Here is a 14,875-nt window from a genome sequence, read left to right on the forward strand (position 1 = left end):
CATGAAGCGTGGTTTAATCACAAAGCTATCACTCGCGGTTGCCGTGGTCGCCCTCGGAGTGTCCGGCTCGATCGACTGGTCGGCGGAGGAAGGCCTTTCGCTCTCGCTCGGCCGGGCCGAAGCACGAGTCGGGCGGCCCTTGACACCCGTATCAGTCGCCGGCGTAGCACGGCGCACCACCAGGCGCGCGGTCGTCGGCGGCGCGGCAGTCGGTGCAGCCGCGGTCGGTACCGGATGTGTCCGCGTTCTGGTCAATGGCAGCTACGTCTGCCGCTGATAGCCCTCGTTGCCGGCTCCGAACATCGCATCCTGCCAGATAATTTTTTCGGCAGGATGTGCGGTTCAGGTTTCGGAGCGCGATGGGCGTTGCCACATGCGAGCGGCGATGTACCGGCCAAATCCTCGTTGGGCCACTGGGAGATTTTTCAGTCTCCCAGCGGCCCTTTGGCGTCCCCGTCGCTTCCCTTCAGCAACTCGTATTTAATCCGCCGCATGCGTGCCTGGGCTTCGAGCGGCTTGCAATAGGCGGTTGACGCTGCGAGCAGATCGATGGTGGCGAGAAATGCATAGCGCGACGCCGTCGGCTTAAGCGCGTCTGGCGCTTCGGGCACGTGTACCCCAAGTGCAATATCGGCGATCGAGGCCAGCCTGCTTTGCGGCTTGGTAATTGCGACGACCAAGGCGCCGTATTGCTTGGCGATACTGGCTGCCTCGATCACTTCGTTCGCTGCACCGGTGGTCGAGATGGCAACGACGACGTCATCCCGCCCGAAGGTCGCGGCGATCATGCGCATCAAGCTCGGATCGGAGGCATGCGAGACGGCGATCCCAAGACGAAAGAACCGGTTCTGAACTTCCGCCGCCGCAAGAGTGGAACCGCCCCCCACCCCGAACGCTGCAAGCTTCGAACAGCGGGAGATAGCTTCGGCAGCCCTCTCGATATCCTCCTTGCGAAGTCCCTCCTCGGCAGCGGCAATTGCACGACGAATTTCCTGAAACACCGACCGCCAGAGCGCGGGGCGCGCCAGATCGGTCCCGACATGCGGGGGAGGCTCAACGTAAATCCGCCCAACCGCCATTGCTTGAGCCAGCCTCACCTTGAGGTCGCGGACGCCCCGGCAACCGACGGAGCGGCTGAACCGGGTTACTGTCGGCTCGCTGACGCGCGCCCGACGGGCCAGCTCGGAATTGCTGGCGTGAACGGCAAATTCCATATCGGCCAGCAGCACCGTGGCAACGCGCTGCTCGGACGGGCTGAGGCTTGGAGCGCTCTGCCTGATGAGGGAGATGATGTCGCCGGCCACGACATTGTCGTCGCCGGGCGGCTTCGAGATTGCTGCGCCAACGGCTCCCGCCGGATGATTTCGCTTTGCACGCGCCATTGCCCGCCCTTCCCCAGGTCAGATCAACCTGCGCTCTTGGCAAGAAGCTGCCGTAAGAAACCTTCAGCATCGACCAAACGTATATCGGCCCGCCCCATCAAGAACAGCATTTTCCGCTTGATAATTGCTAAATTGTGTATGTAACTTTCAAACAAGCAATAGCGTGCCGTCAGCCCAAGCAGCTGAGAGGCACATCCCCTGCTCCGGGAAGCAGGCGGTTCAACAAGGCGGGAGGGCGATCATGAGATACGGTCCAAGTGTCTTGATGCGTGGCGTCGTGGGGCTGGTTACCGCGTCATTCTTGTTTGCGCAGGCCAATGCCGCCACCCTGCTGCGCGAAGCCACCATCGGAGAACCGCCGCCGCTCGACGTCATGCTGACGACAGCCGACGTCGCATCGGTCATCGGCCGCCACATCTTCGAGACCCTGTATGCGCTGGACTCGACCTATACGCCGCGTCCGATGCTGGCCGAGAGCGATCGCACGGAAGACGGCGGTCGGACCATCGTCATCAAGCTCCGCGAAGGTGTCCTCTTCCACAACGGCAAGGAGATGACCGCCAAGGACGTGGCCGCCTCGATGACGCGATGGGGCAGTTTCGGTGCGCGCGGCAAGCTCCTGATGGCGGCGGCGACCTCGGTCGAGGCGACTGGAAAGTATGAAGTCACGCTGAAATTGTCCGCGCCGAACGGCGCCTGGAAGGCTCTCATTGCGGACGTCAATGGCGGTCTTGCGATCTATCCGGAAGACATAGCCGCCAAAGCGGGGAACCGGCCGATCGAGCAAAAGGACTATATCGGCACCGGGCCTTACAAGTTCGTGGAGTGGCGGCCGAACCGCTATGTCGAGGTGGAGAGGTTCGACGGCTACAAGCCGGTGAAGGAAAAGGGCGACGGCTTCGCCGGCGCCCGCGTTGCGAGCTTCGACAAGATCCGGTTCATTCCGGTGCCCGACGTCGGCACGCGCGTAAGCGGCGTGCAGGCGGGCGACTACGACTATGCGGAAATGATCTCCGGTGATCTGTACGAGTCCCTGAGCAAAGATCCATCGGTCCAGGTGCAGCGTACCAACGCGCCGATCTTCGGCCTTTTCTTCATGAACTCGAAGCAGGGGATTCTGAAGGACAACTACAAGCTCCGCCGCGCCATCCAGATCGCGTTGGACAAGTCGCAGGCGCTGCGCGTCGCCTTCGGTCCCAAGGACCTGTGGAATGCCGAAGGATCGATCTTTCCCAACGGCACACCCTGGTACTCGACGGAAGGCGCCTCAAATTATAGTGCGCACGACCCGAAGAAGGCCAAGGAGCTCGCAAAGGAGGCGGACTACACGGGGACGCCGATCCGCCTGCTGGTCTCGACGAACTACCAGGCACACTATGACGAAGCCTCCGTCTTCACCCGCCAGCTGGCCGATGCCGGCATCAATGTTCAGATGATGGTCGTCGATTGGGCGACCCTTCTGAAGATGCGCGGCCAGCCGGAACAATGGGACATCTTCGTCACCCACCATTCCTTCGCCCCCGACCCGCTGCTGCTCACGTTCTTGAATGCGAGCTATCCCGGCTGGTGGGACAGCCCCGAGATCGGCTCGCTTCGGGCCGAGTTGATCAACACGACCGATCCAGCTGCGCGGAAGTCGACTTGGGGCAAGATCCAGTCGCTGATCTACGAGCAGGTACCGGTGATGAAAGTAGGGGACGCCTACACCTATGACATTGCTTCTCCCAAGCTCAAGGGGCTCAACCCAAACGGTCCCGTGTTCTGGAATGTGTCGACGAAATAAGGACGGGCAATGACGCCGCGAAGACTGTCGAGCGCCGGCGCCGGCGCGCATCGTTGCCGCTGACCAGGCGCCCAATCACATGTGGTCTTACGCATTCAAGCGCGCAGGAACGACGGCGGTGACGCTGCTGGCAGCGTCCATCATCATCTTCGCGTTCATCCATATCGTGCCGGGTGACCCGATTTATGTTCTGCTCGGTGACACCGCGACTCCCGACCAGATCGACGCCCTGCGTCACCAGCTCGGTCTCGACCAACCGATCATTCTGCAATATCTCACTTGGGCCGGCCACGTGCTCGAGGGTGACCTCGGGCGGTCGATCTTCTTCCAGGCGCCCGTGCTGTCGGTGATTGCCGATGGCGCCGAGACCAGCACCTTGCTCGCCACCATGACGATGATCTGGGTTGCGGTCATCGGGGTGCCGATCGGCATGATCGCGGCGGTCCGGCACGGCACGTGGCTCGATCAGGGATTGTCCGGCGGGGCGATGCTGATGGCCTCGATACCCACGTTCTGGGTCGGGCTCTATCTGATCCTGATCTTTGCCGCCTGGCTCGGTTGGTTTCCGAGCTCCGGTTATCCATCGATCTTCGAAGGTGGTGTCGTCAATCTCCGCTATCTCGTCCTCCCAAGCCTGGCGCTTGCGGCTCCGAATGCCGCTTTGATCCTGCGGCTGACGCGCGCCAGCATGCTCGACGTCTCCCGGGAGGACTACGTGCGCACGGCGCGTGCAAAGGGAATCCGGCCGTGGCAGGTCGTGCGCCGCCACATCTGGCGCAATGCACTCCTGGCAGTCGTGTCCGCATTCGGCTTCACCTTCGCCGCGCTGCTGTCCGAAGCGGTGGTGACCGAAACTGTGTTTGCGCTGCCCGGCATCGGCCGCCTCGTCGTTCAGTCGATCCTTCGTCGAGACTACCCTGTGATCCAGGGCGTCATCCTGGTCATCGTGGTGGTTTATCTCCTGATCAATCTGATCGTCGATCTGAGCTATCGTCTGCTCGATCCGCGGGTCGAACTCCAATGAGCAGCAACAGCGTGACATTGTGGCTCAAGCCGTTCCTCGCCCGCCCGATCGCGATGGCCGGGCTCGGGGTCCTTCTGGCGACCGTGCTCGCCGCGGTCTTCGCACCATGGCTCTCGCCTTACGATCCGTATGCCATCGATCCCCTGATCCGCCTGACGCCCCCGAACGTGACCCACTGGTTCGGCACCGACCAATTCGGCCGGGATACCCTCTCGCGCACCATTCATTCAGCACGCATGGCACTTCTGATCGGCTCGGGCGTGGTCGTCTTCGCTCTCGCGACCGGCGTTCCGGCCGGCGTACTTTCCGCTCTGTTCCCGCGGCTGGGTCATCTGCTGATGCGCATGGTCGACGTGCTGATGGCCTTCCCGACTCTGCTTCTCGCACTCGGCCTGATTGTCATCTTGAGCCCGAGTGTGGCCACCGTCATTCTGGCCATCGGGATCGGCTACATGACGACGACGACCCGGATCGTCTATGGACTGACACTGCGCTTGCGCGCGGAAACCTATGTCGAGGCGTCGCGCAGCATGGGCGCCGGAGCGGCCTGGCTCATCAGTCGGCACATCTTGCCGAACCTGGTCTCACCACTTCTCGTGCAGGCCAGCTTCGTCTTCGCCTTCGCGCAGCTCGGCGCGGCTTCACTCGACTTCCTGGGCCTCGGCGCCCCGCCGGACATTCCGAGCTGGGGCAATATGCTGGCGGAATCGCGGACCTTCATCACGCGCGCGCCGTGGCTGCTCTTCTTCCCGGGCATGATGATCGTGGCGACGGCGTTTTCTCTGAACCTGGTCGGCGATGCATTGCGCGATCGACTCGATCCGCGGTTCCGTCAAGTCTTCGGTGAGAAGGGTTAGGGCCGTGCTGACAGTTTGCGACCTTACGGTGTCGGTGGGGCCGGAAACCGCGCCGGTGGACATCGTCGCGGGCGTGTCCTTCGGCTTGGCCAAGGGCGAGATCCTCGGTCTCGTCGGCGAGTCCGGTTGTGGAAAGAGCATGACCTCGCTTGCGGTCATGGGATTGCTGCCGCAGCCCGGTCCCCGGGTCCGGGCCGGGCGGGTCCTGTTGGAGGGCTGCGACGTAACGCAGCTGCAGCCCTGGCAACGTGTCGAAGCCGGCCACGGCCGCATGGCAATGATCTTTCAGGAGCCGATGACCTCACTCAACCCGGTTCGTCGGATCGGCGATCAGATCGCCGAAGCCGTGCGCGTGCATGAGGGAATTTCGGGCGCGGCGGCTCTCTCCCGTGCGCGTGAACTGCTCGAACTGGTACGCATGCCCGACCCCAAAATGCAGCTGTCCGCGTATCCGCATCAGTTGTCCGGAGGCCAACGCCAGCGGGTCATGATCGCGATTGCGCTGGCCTGCAGGCCACAGGTGCTGGTCGCCGATGAACCGACCACCGCGCTGGATGTCACCATACAGGTTCAGATTCTCGGGCTGTTGCGCGAGCTCTGCAATCGGCTCGATATGGCGATATTATTCATCACCCACGACATGGGAGTCATTGCGCAGCTCGCCGATCGCGTGGCTGTCATGTACGCCGGCCGGATCGTGGAAACCGCTTCAGTCGATGCGCTGTTCGGCGAACCGCGTCACCATTACACCCGCGGACTGATGGATTGCATGCCGTCGCGAAATTCCGGCGCGCGCCGGCTGCCTACAATTTCTGGTCAGCCGCCGCTGCCAGGTTCGGTCGCTGCTGGCTGCGTGTTTGCCTTGCGTTGCGCAGCGGTGCGCGATGAGTGTCGCGTGGCAACCCCGCCTCGCCTGGAGGCCTCCCAAGGGCACGAGGTGCTCTGTGCATTTCCGCTTGCCCGCGGGGAGCTGCCATGAGCGGCAATGCCATCCTCGACGTCCGGGACATGATGGTCTCGTTCAGTGCCAGGCGAGCCGGTCGGAAATACCGGGTGCAGGCGGTGGACGGTGTATCGCTGTCGCTGGCCGAAGGCGAGGTCCTCGGGATTGTCGGCGAGTCCGGCTGCGGCAAGACCACGCTGGGCCGCACCCTCGTCGGGCTGGTCCAGCCCGACAGCGGCAACATCAAATTGAAGGGAACCGAATTGATCGGAGCCGGCGGCTCCGGCCTCCGTGAGAAGCGTCTGAGCGTCCGAATGGTCTTCCAGGATCCCAATGCATCGCTCAACCCGCGGCGCACAATTGGAGATTCGGTGGCGGAGGCGGCCGACATCAGCGGCTTCTTCAAGAACCGCGCCGAGCGCAGCGCGGCCATAGCTGCCACCTTGACGGCCGTCGGGTTGAACCCGTCTTTCGCAGCTCGCTATCCCTACGAGCTGAGTGGCGGGCAGCGGCAGCGGGTCGGAATCGCACGCGCCATTCTTCCCACCCCGTCCATCATCGTCGCCGACGAGCCGGTCTCGGCCCTCGACGTTTCCGTGCAGGCCCAAGTGCTCAATCTGATGACGGATCTGCGTGACCAGCTGAGACTGTCGATGCTCTTCATCTCGCACGACCTTGGCGTGATTGGACAGATCACCAGCCGCGTTGCTGTCATGTATATGGGCCGGATCGTGGAGCAGGCCGGGACGCGGACGGTGCTGGATCATCCGCTCCACTCCTATACTCGCGCGTTGGTGGCGGCAATTCCGAAGCCCGATCCATCGAAACGGATCCTGGGCGGGATCGAAATCGGTGAACCGCCAAGCCTCTTCACGCGGCCGCGCGGCTGTGCCTATGCGCCCCGCTGTCCAATGGCCAGCGATCGCTGTCTCGTCGATGTGCCACAACTTCGATCTGTCGGTGCGGACGGTCGGACGATCGCCTGCCACAACGTATAAGCAGCGAGTGCCGCGCGCGGCGAAATCACGCAACGCCTACGATTGATTTCCCCTCTATTCGAGCGATCCCATTCACGCGGCCGCAGTCGCAACCGCCATGCGGCTGGCGGGTGCCAATTCGGGAGGCCTGACGCCTGTTGCACCGCGATGTTAATCGCGACGCAACATTCAAAATGAGACTGCCTGTTAAGCCGCGCACGGCTCCGGCACGTGCGCTGCATCCGAGTTCGGATAGCCTCCCTTTCAAGAACCGTTGGCCTTGTCCGAACGCCGCATCGCGCGGCGGATGCGTCAAGCGCGGTGAAAAACAGCGACAAGAACGCCCTGGGAGGAGAGCAATGTTGAAAGGCAGTCTAGGACTGATCGCGTTGAGCAGCCTGTTACTTTCGGGCACCGCCTTCGCACAGGAGAAGATCAAGGTCGGCGTCACCGCGACGCTCGAAGGCACCTACACCGTGCTCGGCGAGGACGGTATTCGCGGCTTCCAGACGGCCCTCAACGTGCTCGGCAAGAAGGTCGGCGATAAGGAACTCGAATTTGTCATCGCCTCGACCGACGCAACGCCGGACTCCGCTGTACGAGCCGTGCGCAAGCTGATCGAGCAGGACAAGGTACAGATCCTGCTGTCACCGCTGTCCGGAGACGAAGGCATCGCGGTCAAAAATTTTGCAAAGACCCATCCCGAACTGACCTTCATCAACGCCGCATCGGGTGCCCAGGAAACGACCTATGTCGATCCCGCTCCGAACTTTTTCCGCTACAACATGGACGGCGCGCAGTGGCAGGTGGGCCTGGGCAAGTACGCTTATGACCAAAAGAAGTATCGCAAGATCGCGACCGTCGGCGAAGACTACTCGTTCATCTATACGCAGGTGTTCGGCCTCGTGCTCGAGTTCTGCGGTGCTGGCGGACAGGTCACCAACCGGCAATGGGTGCCGCTCGGCACCAAGGACTTTGCCTCGGTTATCGCCGCACTGCCCGACGACGTCGATGCAATCTATCTCGGCCTCGGCGGCGCCGACGCCGTCAACTTCCTGAATCAGTACCAGCAGGCCGGCGGCAAGGCGCATCTGATGGGCGGCTCGATCATGATCGACCAGACAATCCTGTCGTCCAAGGGAAACGCCAAGAATGCCCTGATCGGCACGCTGGCCGCGAGCGGCCAGGCCGACACCTGGGAGAACCCGAGTTGGCAGAAGTTCGTGAAGGACTATCAGGACGCCTTCCCGCCCAACAAGCGCTTCCCGAGCCCGTCGCTGCTCGCCACCAACTATTATGGCTCGACAATGGCGCTGATCCTGGCGCTGCGTCAGGTCAACGGAGACCTCTCCAACAATCAAGCCAAGTACAAGGAGGCCCTTGCCAAGATCGAACTCGACGCACCCAACGGAAAGATCAAGCTGGACTCCAACCGCCAGGCGATCGGCACCAACTTCGTCACCGAGGTCGTCGACGACGGCAAGGGCGCGCTGTTCTCAAAGGTCGTGAACGTGATCCCGAACGTCAACCAAACGCTGGGCTACGATCCCGCGGTGTTCGCCAAAATCGGTTTGCCGAGCCGCACAGTACCGGAATGTAAGAAATACTGACCTAGTCTCGTTCGCGAACGATGACCGGCCGGGGAGAGATTTGCCAGAAGCGCGACACGTGCGCCCTTGCATTCTCTCCCCGGTTGTTGAACGCTACAAAAAAATACAAGAGCTTTTGGGAGGAGAGGCATGAGCCGGGCGCTCGCCGTCTTCCACGGCCGCTTTGGTCGGGCGACGGTCTATCAGTTGAACCGCCCTTTCAACATCCACGCACATCGCGAAGGTCATTTGATCTTCCATGTCGGCGGGCGTTCCGCATGCATCGATGTCAGCGACGGACGTTACGAGCTCACCGAAGGTTCCGTCGTCGCGGTCAATCCGTGGGAGCCGCATAATTTCCTGCCGTCCGATCTCGAAGGCGGCGCCGTTTTCTTCGTGCTCTACGTCAATGCCGAGTGGTTTGCGCCCGATGCGCCCGGCGCCGACCGCCTGCGCTTCGGCCGCACCCAGTTCACGCGGTCCGTTGCGCTGGACAAGCACATCAGGCACGCAGCCGCCCTCGTGTGCGGTGCTCCCTCGCTCAACAGCCTCGATGGCGAGCTGAGAAGCCTGATCGACATCTGTTATGACGAAAGCTGGCAACAGGCCGCGACCGCGCGCGACCCGCGCGCAAACGGTTCTGTCACGGATTTTCGCGTGCGCAAGTGCATCAAGATGATGTCGGAGAGTCCTGGCGCCGAGATCGAGCTCGACACCATCGCGCGCGAATCCGGCCTGTCCCGGCCGCATTTCTACCGGCTCTTCCGCACCCAGACCGGCGTCACGCCACACCTCTATCTCAACACGCTGATGATGGAGCAGGCGCTGGAAGCGCTGGTGGCGAGCGAAGCGCCGATCGCCGACATCGGCTTCGATCTCGGCTTCTCGTCGCAGAGCGGATTCACCCGCTTCTTCGCTGCCAATGTCGGCATGGCGCCGACCGATTATCGCCGCGCGGCCAAGGTTTTGCGCGCCTGAGGCCACGCGAAAAGATACTCACGATCAAGCGCCTCCCTTACAGCCGCATTAGGATGCGCCAAAACGCGGTCCCGAAAGAGGATCGCGCGCGATAGGGAGCGCACGTTCATGGCAGGGCTTGCGGCCGGCAACGGTCTGCGTGCCTCTCCGCCCCGCCTGTGGGGTGAGAGATGGGGTGACGTGAAGACGGAGCGGCGATCATGACCCGCTTTGTCGAACGCCATCCCGCCTGGGCCCTGATCGTCATCATCGCGATCGCGGTGGCGCTTTGGCTGATTTTCGCAGTGTGGCCGCAGAGCGTTGAAGATGCGTTCGGCCGCAAGCGGGTCTTCCTCAACGCGCTCTTCAACGGCATCACACTCGGCGGTCTCTATTTCCTCGTCGCCAGCGGTTTTACGCTGATCTTCGGCCTGATGCGCAACGTTAACCTCGCGCACGGCTCGCTCTATTTGTTCGGCGGCTATGTCGGCTACGCCATCAGCGCCGCGACCGGCTCATGGGTCCTCAGCTTCATCGTCGCTTTCATCCTGACGGCGCTGGTCGGCGTCCTGCTCCAGGTCCTCGTCTTCCGCCGCATGGAGGGCCAGGACCTGCGCCAGACCATGGTGACGATCGGTCTCTCGATCGTGTTCGCCGATTTGATGCTGTGGGCCTGCGGCGGCGATTTCTATCAGATCCAGACGCCGAACTGGCTGATCGGACCCGTGGAGCTTCCGCTGGTCACCGCGGTCAAATCCTCAGGCGAGCCGGTCTATCTCCGCTATCCCATGGTCCGACTCGTGATCTTCGCCGCCTCCGTCGTGATCGGCGTGGCGATGTGGCTGGCGCTCCACCGCACGCGGATCGGCATGATCATCCGCGCCGGCGTCGACGATCGCGACATCCTGGCTGCAACCGGGGTGCGGATCCAACTCGTTTTCGTGGTGGTGTTTGCGCTCGGCGCCGGCCTCGCCGGCGTCGCCGGCGTCGTCGGCGGAACGTTCCAGTCGCTCTCGCCCGGCGAGGACATCCGCTTCCTGCTCGCCTCCCTCGTCGTCGTGATCGTCGGCGGCATGGGCTCGATCCCGGGGGCTGCGCTGGGCGCGCTTATCATCGGTCTCGCCGAGCAGCTCGGCTCGGTCTACATCCCAACGTACGCCATCGTCGTGACCTTCCTGATCATGGTTCTGGTGCTGGCAATTCGGCCGCAGGGCCTGTTGGCGAGGCGCTGACATGTCCCTCGCTCACGACGCCCGCGTCCCGGTTCGTCCCACCGCTGCTGTGCAACGCTCCAGATTGCGCGGATGGCCGGAGATCGACAATCCGGCGGCCTGGACCGTCGCGGCCATTCTCCTGATCATGCCCCTGATCGCCAACGGCTTCTTCCTGATCGAGATCTTTGCGACCACGCTGATCCTCGGAACCATGGCGCTGAGTCTGATGTTTCTTGCCGGCTATGGCGGCATGGTCAGCCTGATGCAGCTCACCATCGCCGGTTTCTCCGCCTATATGGTCGCGGTGTTTGGCGTCAGCGGCAACGCCAATATCAGCCTGGGATGGCCGTGGTGGCTTGCGGTGCCGATGGCGCTCGCGCTCGCGACCATCTTCGGCACGCTCGGCGGCGCGCTGGCGGTGCGCACCGAGGGCATCTACACCATCATGATCACGCTCGCGATCGGCGCGGCGTTCTATTATTTCACCAACCAGAACTGGGCGATTTTCAACGGCCATACCGGCATCAATACCGTTGCCACGCCGCATTTCTGGGGCGTCAACTGGCGTGCCGACATTCCCTTCTATTATATCGTCCTCGCGGTAGCCGCGCTGTGCTACTTCGCCGTGGACTACATCTCCCGCGCACCGTTCGGCCTCGCGCTGCAAGGCGTACGCGACAATCCGCGCCGCATGGCGGCGCTCGGCTTCAACGTCAATGCGCATCGCGTTGCGGCCTACGCCTTCGCGTCCTTCGTCGCGGCGTTGGCTGGGGTACTCCAGGTCTGGAACTACCGGCAGATTTCGCCGGGATCCGTGAGCGTTGGAGCCTGCATCGATATCCTCATCATCGCGATCGTCGGCGGCATCACGCGCCCCGTCGGACCCTTTATCGGCGCGCTGATCTTCGTGCTGCTGCGCACCTTCGCACTCGACTTCCTGGTCAAGCTGGGGCTCGACGGCAACCGCTTTCGCCTCCTGATCGGCCTCGGCTTCCTCGCGATCGTGTTCTGGTCCTCGGACGGCGTCATCGGGCTCTGGCAGAGCTGGCGGCGCCGCCAACGCTCCGGCGCGGCAAGTTCAAGTGGACGACATCGCCGAGAACCTGGCCGAGAACCTGGCCAAGGATCCACCCAAGGATCCACTCAAGGATCCCGCCATGGATAGCGTCGCGCAGCGCCTCTCTGTCGTGGGCGCCGGCGCGGCGCTGGAGCTGCGCGGCGTGACACGTCTGTTCGGCGCGCTCGCGGCACTCACCGACATCACCATTACCGTCCGCCCCGGCGAACGGCGCGCCGTGCTCGGCTCCAACGGCGCCGGCAAGACCACGCTGTTCAACTGCATCACCGGCGACTTCCCACCTTCTTCCGGAACCATCCGCTTCTTCGGCGAGGACGTCACGCACTTCCCGCCTTATGAGCGCATCCGCCGTGGCCTGCGTCGGACTTACCAGATTTCCGCGCTGTTTCCAGGCCTCACCGTTCAAGACAATGTCTACCTCGCCTGCCGTGGTGTCTCACGGGGGCGCTTCTCGTTTCTCCGCCCCGGTCAGAACGATGCGTTGATGCACGCGGCCGAAAATCTGGTGCAGGCCGTCCATCTCTCAGGCGTGAAGGATCAGCGCGTTGCCGAGCTCGCGCATGGCCAGCAGCGCCAGCTCGAGATTGCACTTGCGCTTGCCGGCGCGCCGCGATTCGTCCTGTTCGATGAACCCGCCGCGGGACTGTCGCCGACCGAGCGTGCAGAGCTGATCGAGATATTGACCTCCCTGCCCGCGCATATCGGTTACATCATCATCGAGCACGACATGGACGTGGCCCTGCGCGTCGTCGAGAGCGTCACAATGATGCACAACGGGCGGATCTTCAAGGAAGGCCGTCCGCAGGAGATCGAGTCCGATCCCGAAGTGCAGGAGCTTTACCTCGGAGGCGGCCATGAATGAGGTCCGCCGTACCGCCGCCGCGCTCGAAGTCCGCGGCCTGGACGTCTATTACGGCCATTCGCATGCGCTGCAGGGCGTGGACCTGACGCTCGAGGCTGGCGTGTTCTCGGTCGTCGGCCGCAACGGCATGGGCAAGACCACGCTATGCAAGGCCATCATGGGGCTGGTGCCGGTCAGCGGCGGCTCGATCCGCATCCGCGGCGATGACATCACCCGGCAGCCGCCCGCCCACATAGCCCGACTCGGCGTCGGCTACGTTCCGCAGGGACGGCGGCTGTGGCGTTCACTCAGTGTCGACGAGCATCTGCAGCTTGCCGCCGGCTTGCGCCGCGGCGCCTGGACGGTCGAGCGCATCTACAAGACGTTTCCGCGGCTGGCCGAGCGCAAAGATCACGGCGGCGGCCAGCTCTCCGGCGGCGAGCAACAGATGCTTGCGATCTCCCGCGCGTTGCTCACCAACCCGCGGCTCCTGATCATGGACGAGCCCACCGAGGGGCTCGCGCCGGTCATTGTGGCCCAGGTCGAGGAGATGCTGCTACGGCTTGGCGAGGACGGCGAGATGTCCGTGCTCGTGATCGAGCAGAATATCGGCGTCGCGACGGCCGTGTCGCGTAACGTCGCGATCATGGTCAACGGCCGCGTCAACCGCATCATCGATTCGGTGCGGCTTGCTGCCGATCGCGAACTGCAGCAGCGCCTGCTCGGTGTCGGAATGCACGCCGGACTCGAGCTCGATCTCGACGTGCCGCCGGCGGATACGGAACCGAAGCCTTCTCCGCAGCAGACGCGGCCAGGCGGCGCGATCCGCATCTACATGTCCAACCCGACGCCGCCGACACGCTGGTCGCAACCGGTGCCGATCGCCCGCATCGAGGCCGCGGCCCGCACGTTCTCGACACAGGTGATGCGTCTCGACGAGACGGCACGACGCCGGCACGAACCGGTCGCGGCGCAAACGCAGGGCTCTCCGGTCGTGCTCGTCGTCGGTACGCTCGACACCAAGGGCGCCGAGCTCCGCTTCATCCGCGACATCATCGCCGGGACCGGCCTGCGAACCCGATTGGTCGATGTCTCCACCAGCGGCAGGCACGCGGCCAGCGACGTGTCCGCCCAGGAGATCGCCTTGAACCATGGTCGCGGCGGATCGGCGGTATTCGGACCCGACCGCGGCGCCGCCGTCACCGCGATGGCCGAGGCCTTCGCCAGCTGGCTGCGGCGCCAAAACAATGTTGCCGGCGTGATTTCGGCGGGCGGCTCGGGCGCAGCGTCGCTGGTCGCGCCCGGTATGCGGATGCTTCCTGTCGGGGTGCCGAAGCTCATCGTCTCGTCCGTCGCCTCTGGCGACGTCGGGCCCTATGTCGGCCCCGCGGACATCACCATGATGCATTCGGTCACCGACGTTCAGGGCCTCAACTCGATCTCGCGCGCCGTGCTGGCCAACGGCGCCAACGCGCTCGCCGGCATGGTCAAGGCGCGCCTAGATCAGCATGCACGGAAGGATCGCGACGACAGCGGATTGCCGTCGGTCGGCATCACCATGTTCGGTGTCACCACGCCGGCGGTGCAGAAGATCGCGGCCGACTTGCGCGAGGATTTCGAGTGCCTGGTTTTCCACGCCACCGGCGTCGGAGGACGTTCAATGGAGGCACTCGTCGATTCCGGGCAACTCGCAGGCGTCATCGACCTCACGACCACGGAGGTCGGGGACCTCCTGATGGGTGGCGTGTTCCCGGCCACCGACGACCGCTTTGGCGCCATCATCCGCAGCCGGGTGCCTTTTGTCGGCTCGGTGGGCGCGCTGGACATGGTGAATTTCGGCGCGCCCGAGACCATCCCGGAGCGCTACCGCGGCAGGAAATTCCACGTCCACAACCCGCAGGTTACCTTAATGCGGACCACGGCGGAGGAGAACGAGCGCATGGGGCACTGGATCTCCGATCGGCTCAACCGGATGGATGGCCCGTTGCGCTTCTTCCTGCCCGAGGGCGGCGTCTCCGCGCTCGACGCACGAGGACAGCCATTCTGGGATCCGGACGCCGATGCGGCGCTGTTCCGAACGCTGGAACGGAACGTGCGGCAGACCGCCAACCGTCAGCTCATCCGCGTTCCCAAGAACATCAATGATCCCGAGTTCGCCTCCACCATTGTCAGCGCGTTCCGAACATTGTTCGGGCGCACCGGGGCGCGCCGGAGACTAGCGAGGTGACCG

Annotated in this window: 13 protein-coding genes; 12 read left to right on the forward strand and 1 reads right to left on the reverse strand. The window is 63.6% G+C overall.

The window, feature by feature from the left end; all coding sequences use genetic code 11:
* The first annotated feature begins 1 nt into the window (after position 1).
* Positions 2 to 277 (forward strand): hypothetical protein, encoded by a 276-nt coding sequence (locus AC0L3U_RS10480; RefSeq protein WP_473361688.1) that lies wholly within the window; start codon positions 2 to 4, stop codon positions 275 to 277.
* Between the two features lie 148 nt (positions 278 to 425).
* Here AC0L3U_RS10480 and AC0L3U_RS10485 read toward each other — a convergent pair whose 3' ends face one another.
* Positions 426 to 1,382 (reverse strand): MurR/RpiR family transcriptional regulator, encoded by a 957-nt coding sequence (locus tag AC0L3U_RS10485; RefSeq protein WP_473361689.1) that lies wholly within the window; start codon positions 1,380 to 1,382, stop codon positions 426 to 428.
* Positions 1,383 to 1,623: 241 nt separating this feature from the next.
* On the opposite strand from AC0L3U_RS10485, the gene AC0L3U_RS10490 reads away from it, so the two are divergent.
* From AC0L3U_RS10490 to AC0L3U_RS10540, 11 genes are all read left to right on the forward strand, one after another.
* The gene (locus AC0L3U_RS10490) at positions 1,624 to 3,165 is read left to right on the forward strand and encodes an ABC transporter substrate-binding protein (RefSeq protein WP_473361690.1); all 1,542 of its coding nucleotides are present in this window, start codon (positions 1,624 to 1,626) and stop codon (positions 3,163 to 3,165) included.
* 79 nt (positions 3,166 to 3,244) lie between these two features.
* On the forward strand, positions 3,245 to 4,189 hold the full coding sequence (locus AC0L3U_RS10495) for an ABC transporter permease (RefSeq protein WP_007608695.1): 945 nt from the start codon (positions 3,245 to 3,247) through the stop codon (positions 4,187 to 4,189).
* Entirely contained in the window at positions 4,186 to 5,046 is an 861-nt protein-coding gene (locus AC0L3U_RS10500; protein WP_473361691.1) for an ABC transporter permease, read from the forward strand. Before AC0L3U_RS10495 ends, AC0L3U_RS10500 begins: the two co-directional genes overlap by 4 nt.
* A gap of 4 nt (positions 5,047 to 5,050) precedes the next feature.
* Positions 5,051 to 6,025 (forward strand): ABC transporter ATP-binding protein, encoded by a 975-nt coding sequence (locus AC0L3U_RS10505; protein ID WP_473361692.1) that lies wholly within the window; start codon positions 5,051 to 5,053, stop codon positions 6,023 to 6,025.
* Positions 6,022 to 6,987, forward strand: coding sequence for an ABC transporter ATP-binding protein (locus tag AC0L3U_RS10510; RefSeq protein ID WP_473361693.1), 966 nt, complete (start codon positions 6,022 to 6,024; stop codon positions 6,985 to 6,987). Before AC0L3U_RS10505 ends, AC0L3U_RS10510 begins: the two co-directional genes overlap by 4 nt.
* A gap of 338 nt (positions 6,988 to 7,325) precedes the next feature.
* Complete coding sequence (locus AC0L3U_RS10515; protein WP_007593010.1) at positions 7,326 to 8,576, forward strand: ABC transporter substrate-binding protein; 1,251 nt, start codon at positions 7,326 to 7,328, stop codon at positions 8,574 to 8,576.
* A 129-nt stretch (positions 8,577 to 8,705) separates the two neighbouring features.
* Entirely contained in the window at positions 8,706 to 9,533 is an 828-nt protein-coding gene (locus AC0L3U_RS10520; RefSeq protein WP_027569321.1) for an AraC family transcriptional regulator, read from the forward strand.
* 200 nt (positions 9,534 to 9,733) lie between these two features.
* Entirely contained in the window at positions 9,734 to 10,744 is a 1,011-nt protein-coding gene (locus tag AC0L3U_RS10525) for a branched-chain amino acid ABC transporter permease (RefSeq protein ID WP_473361694.1), read from the forward strand.
* A gap of 1 nt (position 10,745) precedes the next feature.
* Positions 10,746 to 11,891 carry a branched-chain amino acid ABC transporter permease gene (locus tag AC0L3U_RS10530; protein ID WP_473361695.1) on the forward strand — a complete coding sequence of 382 codons (1,146 nt, stop codon included), beginning with the start codon at positions 10,746 to 10,748 and terminating at the stop codon, positions 11,889 to 11,891.
* Positions 11,884 to 12,666, forward strand: a complete 783-nt coding sequence (locus tag AC0L3U_RS10535) for an ABC transporter ATP-binding protein (protein WP_007593014.1) — start codon at positions 11,884 to 11,886, stop codon at positions 12,664 to 12,666. Before AC0L3U_RS10530 ends, AC0L3U_RS10535 begins: the two co-directional genes overlap by 8 nt.
* A complete protein-coding gene (locus tag AC0L3U_RS10540; RefSeq protein WP_473361696.1) occupies positions 12,659 to 14,872 on the forward strand; it encodes a Tm-1-like ATP-binding domain-containing protein in 2,214 nt (737 codons plus the stop codon). Before AC0L3U_RS10535 ends, AC0L3U_RS10540 begins: the two co-directional genes overlap by 8 nt.
* The last annotated feature ends 3 nt before the right edge of the window (positions 14,873 to 14,875 follow it).

This window comes from Bradyrhizobium sp. Kon69, assembly GCF_055807515.1.

Bases quoted from the DNA above. Each gene is read 5' to 3' on its own strand.
- AC0L3U_RS10525 (WP_473361694.1), top strand. From the start codon at position 9,734: ATGACCCGCTTTGTCGAACGCCATCCCGCCTGGGCCCTGATCGTCATC.
- AC0L3U_RS10495 (WP_007608695.1), top strand. From the start codon at position 3,245: ATGTGGTCTTACGCATTCAAGCGCGCAGGAACGACGGCGGTGACGCTG.
- AC0L3U_RS10485 (WP_473361689.1), bottom strand. From the start codon at position 1,382: ATGGCGCGTGCAAAGCGAAATCATCCGGCGGGAGCCGTTGGCGCAGCA.
- AC0L3U_RS10490 (WP_473361690.1), top strand. From the start codon at position 1,624: ATGAGATACGGTCCAAGTGTCTTGATGCGTGGCGTCGTGGGGCTGGTT.
- AC0L3U_RS10540 (WP_473361696.1), top strand. From the start codon at position 12,659: ATGAATGAGGTCCGCCGTACCGCCGCCGCGCTCGAAGTCCGCGGCCTG.
- AC0L3U_RS10500 (WP_473361691.1), top strand. From the start codon at position 4,186: ATGAGCAGCAACAGCGTGACATTGTGGCTCAAGCCGTTCCTCGCCCGC.
- AC0L3U_RS10530 (WP_473361695.1), top strand. From the start codon at position 10,746: ATGTCCCTCGCTCACGACGCCCGCGTCCCGGTTCGTCCCACCGCTGCT.
- AC0L3U_RS10535 (WP_007593014.1), top strand. From the start codon at position 11,884: ATGGATAGCGTCGCGCAGCGCCTCTCTGTCGTGGGCGCCGGCGCGGCG.
- AC0L3U_RS10515 (WP_007593010.1), top strand. From the start codon at position 7,326: ATGTTGAAAGGCAGTCTAGGACTGATCGCGTTGAGCAGCCTGTTACTT.
- AC0L3U_RS10510 (WP_473361693.1), top strand. From the start codon at position 6,022: ATGAGCGGCAATGCCATCCTCGACGTCCGGGACATGATGGTCTCGTTC.
- AC0L3U_RS10520 (WP_027569321.1), top strand. From the start codon at position 8,706: ATGAGCCGGGCGCTCGCCGTCTTCCACGGCCGCTTTGGTCGGGCGACG.
- AC0L3U_RS10480 (WP_473361688.1), top strand. From the start codon at position 2: ATGAAGCGTGGTTTAATCACAAAGCTATCACTCGCGGTTGCCGTGGTC.